Annotated in this window: 11 protein-coding genes; 3 read left to right on the top strand and 8 right to left on the bottom strand. The window is 46.6% G+C overall.

Annotated elements, in window-relative coordinates; all coding sequences use genetic code 11:
- Positions 1 to 145 precede the first annotated feature (145 nt).
- From PMIT1303_RS06690 to PMIT1303_RS06680, 3 genes are read left to right on the top strand one after another with little or no spacing between them, the layout of a single operon-like run.
- Positions 146 to 697: a uracil-DNA glycosylase gene (locus PMIT1303_RS06690; protein WP_063395935.1), complete on the top strand. Its 552-nt coding sequence runs from the start codon at positions 146 to 148 to the stop codon at positions 695 to 697.
- Between the two features lie 44 nt (positions 698 to 741).
- Entirely contained in the window at positions 742 to 1,962 is a 1,221-nt protein-coding gene (ispG, locus tag PMIT1303_RS06685) for a (E)-4-hydroxy-3-methylbut-2-enyl-diphosphate synthase (RefSeq protein WP_011826077.1), read from the top strand.
- Between the two features lie 37 nt (positions 1,963 to 1,999).
- Complete coding sequence (locus PMIT1303_RS06680; RefSeq protein WP_063398050.1) at positions 2,000 to 3,361, top strand: S41 family peptidase; 1,362 nt, start codon at positions 2,000 to 2,002, stop codon at positions 3,359 to 3,361.
- Positions 3,362 to 3,442: 81 nt separating this feature from the next.
- Here the strand turns inward: PMIT1303_RS06680 and PMIT1303_RS14225 are convergent, their stop codons facing one another.
- The 8 genes from PMIT1303_RS14225 to PMIT1303_RS06645 form a co-directional block, all read right to left on the bottom strand.
- Positions 3,443 to 3,565, bottom strand: a complete 123-nt coding sequence (locus PMIT1303_RS14225) for a hypothetical protein (protein WP_255359773.1) — start codon at positions 3,563 to 3,565, stop codon at positions 3,443 to 3,445.
- A gap of 129 nt (positions 3,566 to 3,694) precedes the next feature.
- Positions 3,695 to 7,276 carry a transcription-repair coupling factor gene (gene mfd, locus PMIT1303_RS06675; protein ID WP_063398049.1) on the bottom strand — a complete coding sequence of 1,194 codons (3,582 nt, stop codon included), beginning with the start codon at positions 7,274 to 7,276 and terminating at the stop codon, positions 3,695 to 3,697.
- 146 nt (positions 7,277 to 7,422) lie between these two features.
- A complete protein-coding gene (locus PMIT1303_RS06670) occupies positions 7,423 to 8,733 on the bottom strand; it encodes an aromatic ring-hydroxylating dioxygenase subunit alpha (RefSeq protein WP_063398048.1) in 1,311 nt (436 codons plus the stop codon).
- Positions 8,734 to 9,622: 889 nt separating this feature from the next.
- The gene (locus tag PMIT1303_RS06665) at positions 9,623 to 10,306 is read right to left on the bottom strand and encodes a hypothetical protein (RefSeq protein WP_231901368.1); all 684 of its coding nucleotides are present in this window, start codon (positions 10,304 to 10,306) and stop codon (positions 9,623 to 9,625) included.
- 252 nt (positions 10,307 to 10,558) lie between these two features.
- Entirely contained in the window at positions 10,559 to 11,587 is a 1,029-nt protein-coding gene (fmt, locus tag PMIT1303_RS06660) for a methionyl-tRNA formyltransferase (protein WP_082824470.1), read from the bottom strand.
- A 2-nt stretch (positions 11,588 to 11,589) separates the two neighbouring features.
- A complete protein-coding gene (locus PMIT1303_RS06655; protein ID WP_063398045.1) occupies positions 11,590 to 12,978 on the bottom strand; it encodes a TldD/PmbA family protein in 1,389 nt (462 codons plus the stop codon).
- Positions 12,978 to 14,423, bottom strand: coding sequence for a TldD/PmbA family protein (locus tag PMIT1303_RS06650; RefSeq protein ID WP_063398239.1), 1,446 nt, complete (start codon positions 14,421 to 14,423; stop codon positions 12,978 to 12,980). The genes PMIT1303_RS06655 and PMIT1303_RS06650 overlap by 1 nt, the downstream gene beginning before the upstream one ends.
- A 168-nt stretch (positions 14,424 to 14,591) precedes the next feature.
- On the bottom strand, positions 14,592 to 15,101 hold the full coding sequence (locus PMIT1303_RS06645; RefSeq protein ID WP_063398044.1) for a DUF2996 domain-containing protein: 510 nt from the start codon (positions 15,099 to 15,101) through the stop codon (positions 14,592 to 14,594).
- Positions 15,102 to 15,141 lie beyond the last annotated feature (40 nt).

The following is a 15,141-nucleotide window of genomic DNA, read 5'->3' as shown; positions in this document are numbered from 1 at the left end:
TTGGCGAGTCTTCAGGGTTTTTTCGGCTGAATTCGCCTAGATCTCCTCAATGCAGGTCGCTGCTTTCCATCAGAGAGTCGTTGCGGCTGTTCGCAATTAATTAAAATAAAACTCACAAGGTTTGACCCATGTCTATGGGGCTCATATGGAGCGCACTAATGGCTGTGGCGCTTGTGTCATGCCGGTTCAACAGCCTCAGGTTGTTGTGAGTCGTGGAAACCCACAGGCCTGTTTGATGGTAATCGGGGAAGCGCCTGGCGCTCGCGAGGATGAGTTGGGAAAACCCTTTGTAGGACGTTCTGGCCAACTTTTGGATCGTTTGATGGAGAGTGTTGGCCTTGATCCTGTTGTTGACGCGTATATCTGCAATGTTGTGAAGTGCCGCCCCCCAAAGAATCGGCGACCGACACTTGCGGAGATTGCCTCCTATCGACCATGGTTACAGCAACAGATTGAGTTGGTTGATCCCTACGTGATTGCTTTGGCTGGCTCGACGGCAGTCGAAGCCATCCTTGGCATCAAGGGAGGAATTACGAAACTTCGCGGTCAATGGCAGCACTGGCATGGCCGTTTACTGATGCCGCTTTTGCATCCTGCCTACCTTCTTCGCAACCCATCTCCAGTAGATGGTGCCCCTATCGCGCTGACCAGAGGCGATTTGATGAGCATTCGCCATAGGCTTAGTAATGTTGATTGACATGCCGTTGTGCCAGTGTTGGATTTAGCCAACCACCAACTGCCATGAGCGCAACCATGGCCGAGTCTCCAATCAGCACATCCAGGAGATACGACACCCAGATCCACCGACGTGTAACGCGCACTGTCAACGTAGGAGGTGTCTTGATTGGTAGTGATCATCCTGTCAGGGTGCAGTCGATGATCAACGAAGACACCCTCGATGTGGAGGGTGCAACAGCAGGCATTCGTCGCTTGCATGAAATTGGTTGTGAAATTGCTCGCCTAACGGTTCCATCTCTCGGTCATGCCAAGGCTGTCGGAGAGATTTGCAAACGCCTTAAGCAGACTTATCAGCCAGTACCACTAGTGGCTGACGTTCATCACAACGGCATGAAAATTGCCCTTGAGGTGGCAAAACACGTCGACAAGGTGAGGATCAATCCAGGCCTTTTCGTGTTTGATAAAGCTGATCCAAATCGAACAGAGTTCAGCAGCGAAGAGATTGCATCTATTAGAGAACGTATTGCCGAGAATTTCGAACCGCTTGTCACCCTTCTCAAGCAGCAAGACAAGGCCCTTCGAATCGGAGTGAATCATGGTTCGCTTGCTGAACGCATGCTCTTTGCTTATGGAGATACACCTCTTGGGATGGTTGAGTCAGCAATGGAATTCGTACGCATTTGCGATGCGCTCGATTTTCATAACATCGTGATTTCGATGAAGGCCTCTAGAGCGCCTGTGATGTTGGCGGCTTATCGATTGATGGCTGACACCATGGATCAAGAGGGTTTCAATTATCCCCTTCATTTGGGCGTAACCGAGGCTGGTGATGGGGATTATGGACGGATTAAAAGTACAGCTGGCATCGCAACGCTTTTAGCAGAAGGTCTAGGAGATACCATCCGAGTTTCATTGACCGAGGCGCCTGAGAAAGAAATTCCAGTTTGTTACTCGATTCTTCAATCCCTCGGGCTGCGCAAAACGATGGTCGAGTACATCAGCTGCCCAAGTTGCGGACGAACGTTGTTCAACCTTGAAGAGGTTGTTCAGAAAGTGCGCGATTCCACATCCCATCTTGTTGGTTTGGATATTGCGGTGATGGGTTGCATTGTGAATGGCCCAGGTGAGATGGCAGATGCTGACTATGGTTATGTTGGTAAAGGCCCAGGAGTGATATCCCTCTACCGCGGCAGAGATGAGATTCGCAAGGTTTCTGAGTCTGAGGGTGTAGATGCGTTGATCCAGTTGATCAAGGACGACGGTCGATGGGTGGATCCGCCATGAAGTCGTTATTGTGTGAGATCGGTCCAATTTGGACGCCATGCCTATTTCTAGAAGTCTTCGCTCATTAGGCCGCCAGCGCAGTTCATGGCTGGTCCTTCTGGGCGCGGGAGGAGCCGCTACTGCAATTGCACTTGCCTCTCCAAGTTTGGGTCTGCCAAGCAGTTCTTCTTCAGCTATTAGCGATAGCCCTAAAGAGGTGATTGATCAGGTCTGGCAGATTGTATATCGTGACTATCTTGATTCCACAGGTCAATATAACCCTGAAGTCTGGAAGGGACTACGCAAGGACTTATTAGCCAAGAACTATTCAGCCACTTCAGAATCATATGAAGCGATCCGTGGAATGTTAGCGAGCTTGGATGATCCCTATACACGATTCTTAGATCCAAAGGAATTTAAGGAAATGCAGATCGACACCTCAGGAGAATTAACAGGTGTTGGCATCCAGCTTTCTCTCGACAAGGATACAAAAGAATTAGTTGTGGTTTCACCAATCGAAGGAACTCCTGCCTCTAAGGCTGGTGTCCAACCTAAGGATGTGATCGTTTTCATTAATGGACAATCCACTAAGGGTATGTCTACAGCGGATGCTGTTAAGTTGATTCGTGGTAAAGAAGGTAGTGTGGTCACCCTTGGTTTGCGTCGTAAGGGTGACGTTATCGAGGTCCCGTTGATACGTGCACGGATTGAGATACAGGCAGTTGATATTCAGTTAAATACGACAGTTGATGGTACAAAGATTGGTTATATCCGCCTGAAACAGTTTAATGCCCATGCAGCTAAAGGTATGCGAAGTGCTATCAAGAATTTAGAAAAAGATGGTGTTCAAGGCTATGTACTCGACTTGCGTAGTAATCCTGGAGGGTTGCTTGAGGCCAGTGTTGATATCGCACGCCAATGGCTTGATGAAGGTACAATTGTTCGAACAAAAACTCGTGATGGCATTCAAGATGTACGCCGAGCGAATGGTAGTGCCTTAACGCAACGACCTGTTGTGGTTTTGGTGAATGAAGGCTCAGCAAGTGCAAGTGAGATCCTCTCAGGAGCACTACAGGACAATGATCGTGGTGTACTTGTAGGACAGAAGACCTTTGGCAAGGGCTTGGTTCAATCTGTTCGAGGTCTTTCTGACGGCTCTGGTCTTACTGTCACGATAGCTAAGTATCTCACCCCAAGCGGAACGGACATTCATAAAAATGGCATCAAGCCAGACATTAAGGCCGTGATGTCTGAAAAAGAAATCAATAATCTTAAGCTTGAGGATCTTGGCTCTGGGAAGGATAGTCAATATAAGGTGGCCGAAACAACACTAATTAAAGCCCTGAAAAAAGTACTTGATGGGCCAGCATATAAGCCTGTAGGAGTTAACCTTCCCCAGGCTATTCCGTCAACACTATAATTTCTAAGCAGTTAGATTTTGCATTGATTTATGATCTTGCAGGATGTGTCGAGCACATAATAATTACTTGCTGTTTAATCTCTAAGTAACAGGTTGCATTAAGCCACCATCCCCACCTGAATTCGAATCGTCGTCATCGTTTTCTGCTTCGCTTTGAAGAAAAGCAAAAATGGCAATGGCGGCGAGACTGAATAATCCGCTCATGAATCCCATGATTCCCTGATTGCTCCCGATCTCAGTGAATTCCCCCAAAGCAGTTTTCGCTATTTGCGCAAATGTAACGAAGAATTGCGTTTTTGTAAAGACTTCTTAATATAGTTGCGCGAGAAGGGCTTAGGGAGTAATGACGGCCTCGTCTCGCTCTACGGCTAACTGCTTTTGCTGAATTGCAGTTAATCCATCCTCGCAAGGAATCTGAGTAGCCATGAGCCGCAACCACTCCATCAGTTGTTCAAGCTGTTTTTCCATAGGCAAGACGCTTAGACCTCTTGCCAGCACCTTGGCTTTATTTCCACTTCCAGCCTGGTAAATCAGTCGGCCGTGCAGGTGTTGCGGTAAACCTTGCCTAAGTAGCCGGAAGGCGGGCTCCTCCATCGGAGTTTCCATCGCAATATTTGGCTTTTCTGGCTTAATTCTCGAGATCCCGCAGCGACGAGCTAAGAGTTTCAGCTCCATGAGTTGAAGAAGTGATTGCACAGGACCAGGAATGGCTCCGTATCGGTCTGTCCAGCTAGCTGCCAACTCAATCAGTGATTCATGAGAAGCACAATTTGCGGCAGCTCGGTAGGCAGCGATCTTTTCGTCACCATCAACAATCCATTCCGCTGGCACGAAAGCTGTTACCGGTAGATCGATTTGAGTGTCATCTACAGATGGAATGCCCTGTCCTTGGATTTCAGCAAGTGATTCCTGCAACATTTCCATGTAAAGATCGAAACCAATGGTTTCCATTTGGCCGCTTTGTTCAACGCCGAGAAGGTTTCCCACACCACGGATTTCCATGTCTCGCATCGCTAGTTGATAGCCACTTCCTAGCTGTGCAAATTCCTGGATTGCCCTTAGGCGTTGTCTAGCGGTATCACTGAGGGATGCGTCACCCGGATAGAACAACCATGCATGAGCCTGAACACCGCTTCTACCCACACGGCCACGTAGTTGGTAGAGCTGTGCTAGTCCAAATTTATGAGCATCCTCAATGAGAATAGTGTTCACACGTGGGATATCGAGGCCACTTTCAACGATCGTGGTGCATAGCATCAAGTCGGCCTCCCCTGCATTAAAGGCGACCATCGAGCTCTCAAGTTCGCCTTCTGCCATCTGACCATGGGCTACCAACAACTTCAAATCGGGCAGCATCTGTTGAAGTTGACGAGCTACATCTTCAATACCCTCAACACGAGGAACGACATAGAACACCTGTCCGCCTCGATCAAGTTCCTGGCGGATAGAACTACGAACTGCTTCTTCATCAAAAGCGGCTAGGTGGGTTTTGATAGGCCGGCGCAATGGCGGAGGGGTTGTGATCAGACTCATTTCCCTTACCCCTGAAAGGCTCATGTATAAGGTTCGCGGAATTGGTGTGGCTGAAAGGGTCAAAACATCTACATCCTTACGAAGAGCTTTGATCTTTTCCTTTTGATTGACTCCAAAACGCTGTTCCTCATCAACAACCAACAACCCTAGTTTTTGGAATGTTGTGTTTTTACTGAGTAGCTGGTGGGTACCTACAACTGCATCGATTGTCCCTTCTTTGAGGCCATTAAGTATTGATTTTCGTTCTGAGCTTGTTCTAAATCGGTTCAGTAAGGCGACCTTGATTGGGTAGGGAGCGAAGCGGTCTGAAAGTGTTCTCCAGTGTTGTTGGGCTAGCACTGTTGTGGGGGCAAGCATGGCTATCTGGCGTCCAGACGTGATTGCTTTGAAGATGGCTCGTATTGCTACTTCCGTTTTTCCGAAACCAACATCTCCGCACACAAGCCGATCCATAGGTTGTGCTGCTTCCATATCGCGTTTTACATCAACGACTGCCTTGACTTGATCAGGTGTTGGTTCATAGGGAAAGGATTCTTCGAGTTCAATCTGCCAAGGTCCATCTGGTGGGAAGGCATATCCAGGGGCCTGGAGTCGCTCTGCATAGAGCTTGACCAAATCGATCGCAACTTTGCGAACTAACTTTCGGGTTCGCTCTTTAATTTTTTGCCACGCTGTTCCTCCCATGCGATTGAGTTTTGGTGGCGATTCACTTGTTGATCGATAGCGACCAAGGCTGCCGAGCTGATCGGCGGCCACGCTGAGTGTTCCATCCAAATATTGGATAACCAAATAGTCACGAACCTCACCACTGATGGCTAGTTTTTCTAATTTCAGAAAACGACCGATGCCGTGATTGCGATGTACGACGAAGTCCCCAGAGCACATTTTGTTGGGGTCAACCGTACGACTCGCGGCCCGTCGTCGTCGTCGAACATAACCGGTAGAGCCAAGGTTTTTTTGACCAAAAAATTCACGGTCAGTCATCAAAACCACACGCCAGGCTGGCAAGATCAGCCCCTCTAAATCCACAGAACCACTTGTTTTTAATGCTACTGGGGTGTTTTGCTCGAGCAATCGTTCAATGGCTGGGTGATCTTTAGCGTTTGGGACGAAGCGTGTGATGCAGTCATGTTCCTCAAGAAGAGCAACAGCACGGCTTGGTTGCGCTGACAAAAGCCAAACGGGATGATGTGCTTTTTGATAATTTTTGATTTGCTCTCCTAACCTTCCGAATTGGTTTGGGTTGGCCGGAATTGGGCGACTGGCGAGATCAAAACTATTTGCATAACCATCATCTTCATGGAGTTCGGCAAGATCAATGCCAGTAAAGCGTTCTGTGGTTGCATAGCTTTCTTTGATGCTGCGATGAAGCAATGGAGGCCAATACTTTTTTTGTTCATCAGTCGACAATCCCATTGATTGACCCACATCAATGTGATGTTCTTCTGCATGTTCAAGCCATAGCTTTCCATGTGCAGAGCCATGACGCTTCTCATCTATTGCGATAAAGGAGTTGGCAGGAATGTAGTCAAGTAGCGAGGCAGGTTTGTTCCATGCAATTCCCATTAACCTTCTTAAACCATCTGGTGTAGAACCTTCGAATAGTTGATCTAAAGTCTCCTCACTAACAAGACGGTCAAGCCCATCGGGCATGGACTGTCGTAGTTGATGAGCAATTAATGGACTAAACCCTGAAGGAGTTAGGCAAAGTTCATTAACTTCATCCAGTGAACGTTGAGTGACTGGGTCGAATTCTCTTAATTTATCAAGTTCATCGCCGAATAACTCGAGGCGAACTGGTAATTCACTGCTTACTGGAAATATATCAACAATGTCACCACGACGACTCCAGGTAGCTTCCTGATCAACTGCTGTAACTCGATCGTATCCAAGCTTGGTAAGAGTATTGGCTAAGCTCTCCAGGTCAATATGCTCTCCACGACAGAGTATCTCACACTGTGATGCGAGTGCATCAACAGGAGGTAGATGCGGTTGTAAAGCTCTTTCTGTGGCCACTATGGCTCGATCCCACCTTCTTGTTGATTCACCAAGTAGTTCACTTAGAACCTGCAATTGGCCCCAGACGATTTCTGTTGTCGGGTCAAATGGCTCATAAGGTGATCCTTCACTTGTTGGGTAGAGATGATTATGCGACCAACCCATCATTGCAAGCAGCGAAGACCAGCGATTGGCCTCTTCTAGTGTCGGTACGATCACAACCAGTGGACGGTTCTGCTTACGAGCTATTGCACTTGCAATCAATGCGCGCCCGACTCGCCCGGCTCCCCGCATCAGTAAGCGCTCGTTTCGATTACTTCTATCCACCAACTCACCAGTGAGAGTCGACTTCTGAAGCTGACGAACTAATGAGCTCAGAGGCATGGGTGCTAAATAATCATCAAAATTGACACGTTATAAATATAGCTTGTGAGGCCCTAGTGAAGTGTTTTGTTCAATTGTTAGGCAAGGCCTAATTCTTGAACAGAACTCATATCAATAAAAATCAAAATCTCTAGGAAATTAGATCTTTATTCTTGAGTTCCAACCATGGGCATTGAAACATTGCCAGACTTTATTTGTTGAACTAAGTTTGGCGCAAAAATTAACGCGAGTATGATTAGTATTATAGAGAATAGTCGAACGGCTACTTTGCGATCGATTATACGTTTAATATCATGAGATAACTGTGGGTTTGCAGGAGGGTATAGCATCAACATATCTTGATGAATTGTATTTGTATGTGCGGTTGTGGGGTGTATATCCCATGGGTGTTCTTTCTCAAGTGAATGTTGATGCCAATCCCAAAAAAGATTAATCATCTTATCTTCTGCTAAAAGTTTGGCTTGGCCTTGGTTCAAGTAGCCCATTTGCTCATTAAACGTTTGAGTTTGTAAGACGAGATAATCTTCCGAGAAAATTTTATAAAAAACTTTTTGCTGCCTTTGTTTAAAGAGAAGTAATTTGCACAGAAGCTTATTCCTAAGAAACTTTCTATAATGACGAACAATGATTCGTGCTCTATTATGTGACAAGGGGATATGATCTAAAACTTGTACATATCTTGCCTGCTCAGTTGCTCCCTTGAAAATAATCACACGGCCAGGAGGGATGAAGATTTGAGAAATGAATTCATCCTTGTTATTTTCTTTCTCATGGTAGACACTTCGAAGATGATATTGGTCCTTATTAATTGACTGGTTGAAGCTTTTAATTGTTTTTCTGTTAACATCATTTCCTGGCAATGTATTGCCATGTAGCCAAAAAATATGTAAGATGTCCAAATGATTTTCTATGATGCGAGACCAATCGCATTTAAAGTCTATAAATACTTCTTCATATTCGTAATCTTTCAAGTCAAAGCCATATGCCTCTGGAAGACTATTCTCTAGGTGAGATTTTATCTGAAAATCATTTGGGCTAGGCTGTGCTTCTCCTGTATAATAAATATATATATAGTCACCTTGTTCTACACAGGGATATTGCCTGAGGTGTAAATGTTTCGCGAAGTTATCATAATGAGAGTCAATAATATGGTTGCATGTTATTCTATCTGATACATCCTGATTGCAGGATGTCGTATAGCGAGCTCCATGATATGGACAGACAATTTCACCGTTTTGATTTTCTCCTCCACGAAAAGATGCCGATCGATGTGGGCATGAATCTTTGATACATCTCGGCTTGTTATCTTTGTCTCTGTATATCACTAATGGCTCATTAAACATGGACAGATGATATAATTCATTTTGTTTTAATAACTTACTGGCACAGACGGAATACCAACCCAGTAGGCCTACTGAAGGACGTATGGCTTTCTCGATTGGAGACTCAACTGTCAACTTGGTCTTTTTTTATTAATTCGATTTTATCGCGCAGGCAACTGGTTTGTAAATTCTGCAGTTATGGCGTAATAATATTGATATTCTGGTGAGCTTCTCATTGGCCTCTTGGATGCGACGTTAAGACTCATAAACCCTTGCGCTGCAGGCGATCACAGCTGTGCCCCCTGGGCCTCACCCCCCCCCTGACAGGACCTTCGTAGCACTTAGCTCACCGCTTTCTGGTAGATCTTTCCTGCCTTGACGGCACGGGTTGCGGCATCTTCGTATTTTGACGACTCAGTTGATTATTCAGGCTAAAATTATTTAACGCTAACAATTTATGCAATATACCAACGCAAACTAATCAGTGAACAGACTAGCAGTATCTCTTCCTGGATTTCAATTGGCAGTTTAACTCTTATGTAGCCCTCCTAATTAAGCTGCCACTGATGACAACAACTTATTGTGGATCTTTTGACAGCTTAAGAGTTTTAGATTCATAATATCGTGCAAGATGCTATTCCCTGAGGCCTGATTCTGTGCCTTTGATTCTTTCCGATGTAACAGGATAGTTCGGTCTAATTGTTGCCGCATGCTCAACAGCCTTATTTTATAGGCATCCAATCCTCCTTTCAGGCTTCCAATTCAGATTATCTATCAAGCTCATGTTGACCTAGAGTATTGATACCTCTTGAATTTATCTTATGGGCCTTTAGCGTTTGTGTATATTAATTCCGAACAAACTTAAAAGCCATTCTTAATTGGTCTACATTGATGCCACTCTATAGTTTTATACAGCCTTTGCGATATATTTATCATCGACTGTCTCGATGATCGCTAACTTTAAGTTTTTTCTTTATCAAATAGTCAGCATATACGAATCATGCAGACAATATATTTATGTCGATTATTGCCTATTTGATATCAGCTCTGCTTCTAGAAGCATGTTGAAACTCAGCAATTGTTGATCATTTAATTGTTGTCTACTTCTCGCTTTTAGTTGCTCTTCTAGGTATCTTCTGCCTTGCTCTGGTGTCCATCTAAGTTTCTCGAGCAATTGATCACATTGGCTCAGAAGATCTGTTCGGCGTAATGGTTGGCTAGCCTCATTAGGGTCTTCTCCAGGCTTTAATCCTTTTAGTAGATTCAGAAAGGAAGTTAAATCACTGTAGCGAGTGATGCGATGACGACTTGTGTGACCAAAGCACTTCTGCAGGTAAAGCATCTCCTGTTCTCTATCCCATCCGATTCTTTGTAGCTCATGATCTATTGCTGCCAATTCATCACTCCAGTCTTCGGGATCTGTTAGAGCCTCTACTTGTTGCTCTGATGTTGATAATTGTTCAATATTATTTGGTTGATGATTCTGCTCATCTTTTTTGAATGGCACGCTGATTAATCTTTTATTAGTGCTTGAATCTGAATCAGTTTCTTGAGTCTCAACTAAATCACTATCATTGAGATGGCTTGTCTTGTTGGCTAGTCGTTGGATCAGTCTTTCTATGGCTCGGTCTTCTGCAGACTCAGCTGTCGGTCCCTCTCCTAAGGCACTTCCTAGAGGCTCACCACCTTCCCAACCCGAAACGTGCACAATGCAACGATTTGGGTCTGTGTGGCACAACTTTACCTGGATCTGCATCACCAACGGCTAAAGCGAGTCTTTCTTGGCATTATTGACCACGCCAACTCATAACTGCGCTGTTTGTGATTTCTCTATTCCTTTCGCCTTTTGACATTGGTCTTCTAAGCATGACCCTATAAGGATTGGTTAAGTCTTGGTTTGAATGTAGGACAATTGATCAAACACGCTAAAGGAGTACATCTGGAAATGGTGACCCTTGAGTTAGATGTTGCACACCACCCCAAGATTCTGGCCAACAGTCGCTTGCAATTGTTGTATTAACACCTCTCCAAGCGCCTTGCTTTTGCCTTCCAATTGGCCTTGTCGAATGAGTAAAGGGCACGTTTTTGTACTTACGACTAGGCCCAGATCGGATTCGCAAGCGAGGATCTTTCCTGGTTCATGTTCTCCATCTTGCCAGCGTCCGAGCAGCGGCCTTACTCTTTCAGAAAGCTTGGATTTCAATTCCTCATCAAGAGGTTCAGTGGCTTGCACTTTGAGCCTCTTGTTTTTCCAGCTGCTGAATGCGTTTGGATAGAGGCCCATAACCCTGCGATGCAAATCCATTGCAGATTGATTCCAATCAAGAATGTGGTCTTTTTTCGACAGCATGCGGGCATATGTGGGGTCACCTCCAATCTCTTCCTGTTTGATGACTTCCAATTGTTTCCAACGTTCCGATTCGACTCCAGGGCCTGCTGCTGCAATCCTTGGTATTGATTCTAAAAACAATTTTGCTGTTATTGAGCTCAAACGATTAGACAGCACATTCGCATTTTCCAGTAAGCCGATAGAAACCCGTTCATGGGCTAAAACGGGGCCGGTATCAAGCCCCTCTTCCATAGCCATGATTCCAACACCTGTCACGCTGTCACCACTTAGCAGACTCCATTGAATCGGACCAGCTCCTCGCCAGCGGGGTAGCAGTGAAGCGTGACCGTTCCAGCAACCGAGAGGAGGTTGATTGAGAACTGATGAAGGAAGAAGCTGCCCAAAGGCGACTACAACAGAGATATCAGCCTTTAGTGATTTTAATTCTGCTTGAACGCCGCCCTCATCTCTAATCCTTTCAGGGGTGAAAACACGCAACCCCTGATCCATTGCTCGTTGTTTGACGGGCGAGGCCATTTGCTGATTACCACGCCCACGACGACGATCAGGCTGACTCACGACTCCTACAATTTCATAGCCTGAATCATTTAGGGCATCCAGAGTTGGCACTGCATAGCTGGGTGTACCCCAGAACAGCACCTTCACGCTTCACCAGTAATTGATAACCCTTCGACCCACACATGAGGAGATATCCCGCCAGGTGTGATCACCTGTTCAGCTTCCATATTCACAATGCTATTCAACAGCGTACGGATGTCCCCAGCAACTGTCGCTGCTTCGATCGACACCCTTTCCCCTTTTTCGACCAACCAACCATTAAATGGCAGAGAAAATGAACCCTGGCTTGCTTTAACCCCAGCATGTATAGCATTTAACCCTTCAATTAACACGAAGGTTTCTTTGCTCTTGCTGTGTTGCAGATCAGTATTTGCGCTGTTTTGACCCTCAGTGTTGTTCACTTCAAACCATTCTGGTCCCACTGATACCTTTGCTCCCAGTCCTGCATGGCCAGTTGGTGGTACACCGAATGCCCTTGCGGTAGCTTCCGAGTGCAGGAAATTCTCGAGTCTTCCACCGTTGATTAAGCAAAGTTTTTGAGTAGGTGTGCCTTCACCATCGAAACTTGATGCCCCTACATGTGCAGGATGTAGGCCATTATCATGAAGGGAGAAGAATGGAACGGCGATGTTTTTGCCGAGTGTATCTCGCTGGCTGAGGCTGACGCCATCGAGTACTGATCGGGCATTGAACATGCTGCTGAAGGCACCGATCAAGTCTAGGAAAGCCTCTGGTGTGAAGCAGACGAGATAGCACCCAGTGTCGATTGGCTGATAGTCAAGATGACTGATTGTTCGTTCTGCTGCTTCATCGATACATCCATCAACATCCAGATCGTGACTACCTAGAGCAAGGCGAATTGCACCACCACTGCGTGGTTTACGTCCACTTTCTTCTGCGCGGGCAAAAAGGTAAAGGCTGGCTTGACTACGCTTCATTTGACGAAGCGCACCATCGCTATTGAGATAAACTCGTTCGTAGGTTGCTTCCCCTAGACCGTTGTAAGGAATGCTCTGTATAGAAGGATGTCGACTAAGAAGATCAGCTTCGGCCTCTTTAAGAACCTCAAGCATTCGTTGAATTCCCTGTGCTGGTCTTAGAGGTCGCTCTAGTTTTGGTAACGGAGATTTAGCGAGTGCTGAGAAGGCAGGCACGTCATCGGCGTTGCCAAAATCACTTGCCTGACGAGCACCAATAAGCGCTTTTTCTATTCCTTTTTCTGAAAGATCAGACGTGCTTGTGATGCCTACAAGTCCTTTGTTGTTCCATACACGTACTGTGATTGAGCTGCGCTGCGCACCTTTCATTTGCTTGGCTTCGCCACGATCAATTTGAACAGAGCTATCTGTGCTGCATGCTGCTCCTAAATCCCATTGGTGGATACTCTCGCGGCTTGCAAGTTGACTGAGCTTGTCCCGTAGGGAATGAGTATCGAGTTCGATTGCATTTGCTCTTTTTGTTTCGGACATCATCAACGCCCTCCCACGGTGATTGAATCGACTTTGATATGTGGCTGCCCTACGGTGACAAAAATGTTGCCGCTTATTGACCCGCAGAAACCGGCTGCCAGCTCAAGATCCTTGGCACACATAGAAATCCGTGGCATTACATCCTTTGCTTCGCCAATCAGAGTGGCTCCTTTAACAGGCTTGCCGAGCTTGCCTTTCTCGATCAGATAGCCCTCTTCCACGGCAAAATTAAATTGACCCGTGGGTCCAACGCTGCCTCCACCCATTGATTTGCAGTAAAGGCCTCGGTCGATTGAGGCGATGAGTTGTTCCGGTGAGTGCTGGCCGGCGGCGATATAAGTGTTGCGCATGCGGCTAGCTGCAGCGAATGTGTGGGCCTGACGTCGGCCGCTGCCGGTGCGCTGGTGACCGGTGCGGAGCTCACCGGCTCTATCGCTGATGAATTGCTTGAGCACACCTTTTTCAATTAATACCGTTCGCTGACTTTCCATGCCTTCGTCATCCATGCTCAGGGAACCGAAGGCGCCATCAGTAATCCCCTCATCGATTGCTGTTACAGCTTCATGGGCGATCGATTGGTTCAACTTGTCGCTGAAAGGTGTTGTACCGCGTTCGATCTGAGTGGTCTCGAGCAAATGCCCACATGCTTCGTGAAAAATCACACCACCAAAGCGGTTGGCGAGTACTGCTGGCATTTGACCGGCGTCCACGTAATCGGCATAAAGCATCGTGCCTGCGCTTTCGCAAACTTCCTTGGCGCTCGTTTCGGCATCCCAATTGCGAAGGTCGTCTGGACGTCCCGATGTTCCATAACGGCGACCAATGCTTGAGCGGTGTTCGCCATCTGTAGCAAGGACATTAAGCCCTATGGACTGATGCAAGCGGATGTCCCGTCCAAAGGTGCCATCACTTGCCGCCACGAGAACTTCCTGCCAGTCGCGGGCATAACTGCCTCGGCGCACCTGCAGATGGGTTCCGTGTTGATCAAGCAATTGAGTCCCATTTAGAAGGCGATCACTTGCTTCATACAGCTCTGGGCATTGGTTGAGCCAGTGGGCCTTATCGATGGCGAAATCACGAAGGTTCGGAAGACCATCAAATGATGAGTGAACAGCCTCATTAACCTCAAGCCCAAGCATGCTGAGAGCTTGCTCTAATGCATGCTTCAGGCCTGCATCTGAAAGATCATTGGTGCTGACAAAGCCATCTTGTTTGCCCAGGAACACCCTGATCCCAGCCCCCCTACCGAAGGATGGATTGACACTGGTAATGGTGTCTTGTTCAGCTAGGACACTGAGATGATCAATTTGCTCCAGGTAGACCTCCACTAGATCAGCACCGGCAGTTCGACCACGCGCTAGTAGTAATTCCAGTTGTGGTTGCCAGTGGCTATTCAAGGCTTCTGCCTTGTGCACCAGGCTTTGATCTGGGGTGTAGGTCGAGACCAACCATTTCTCCTGCAGCTTGCGTTGATTATGGAGAGAATTTGCGTAGATATGTAGATGGACAGCGCTGATCCAGGCGAACCGCAAAAAAAATGCTTATTTCGTTTTCTGCAAAGTGGCGTTGGAAATGGCGAAAAAACGTTAAAAAACCTGATGAAACTAATAAGTCGCTCAGTTTGCAGTCAACCATTTCTGACCATTGAGCCGCTGCAACAGACGTGAGCGCAATAAAGTCAATGTCATCTTTTTTTCGTCAATTAGGAATGGCTCTAAGAGACTCGGTTCTGTTCCAGTCTCAGCAAGAGAAATAGTCTTTTTAGAAGCGATTGAATCACTTGCAAAGCAAAGCCAAAATCGACGACCGAGGGGGATCTCACCACAGACCATCCAGCAAGGATCACCGACAACTGGTCGATCTCCCTGAATCAGCTCAAGAGTTGATGGTGGCATACCTCTTTCAGTAAGTGCCTGTTTGATGTTTGGAAGAAAGTCATCACGAATAAAGGTCTCAAATGGCTTGTCTTCTACCTTTTCAGCTGGAGGTTTGGCGGTTTGAGGCTTTGCTCCCTCCTGTTGATCTTCAGTGGGGTTGGTTTTCACTGGATTCTCTAGAGTTGGTTTTTGTTCGGCTGGCTTTACAGCGTCAGCATTAGGATTTACAGGGTTGTCGTTGTCGTTCACTGGATCAGTACAGACGAATGAACTTTAAACAGCTTTGCGA

Source organism: Prochlorococcus sp. MIT 1303 (genome assembly GCF_001631965.1).
GTDB classification, from domain to species: Bacteria; Cyanobacteriota; Cyanobacteriia; order PCC-6307; family Cyanobiaceae; genus Prochlorococcus; species Prochlorococcus marinus_D.
The sequence above is the reverse complement of the archived record's forward strand: the minus strand, read 5'-3'. Positions and strand labels throughout refer to the sequence as shown.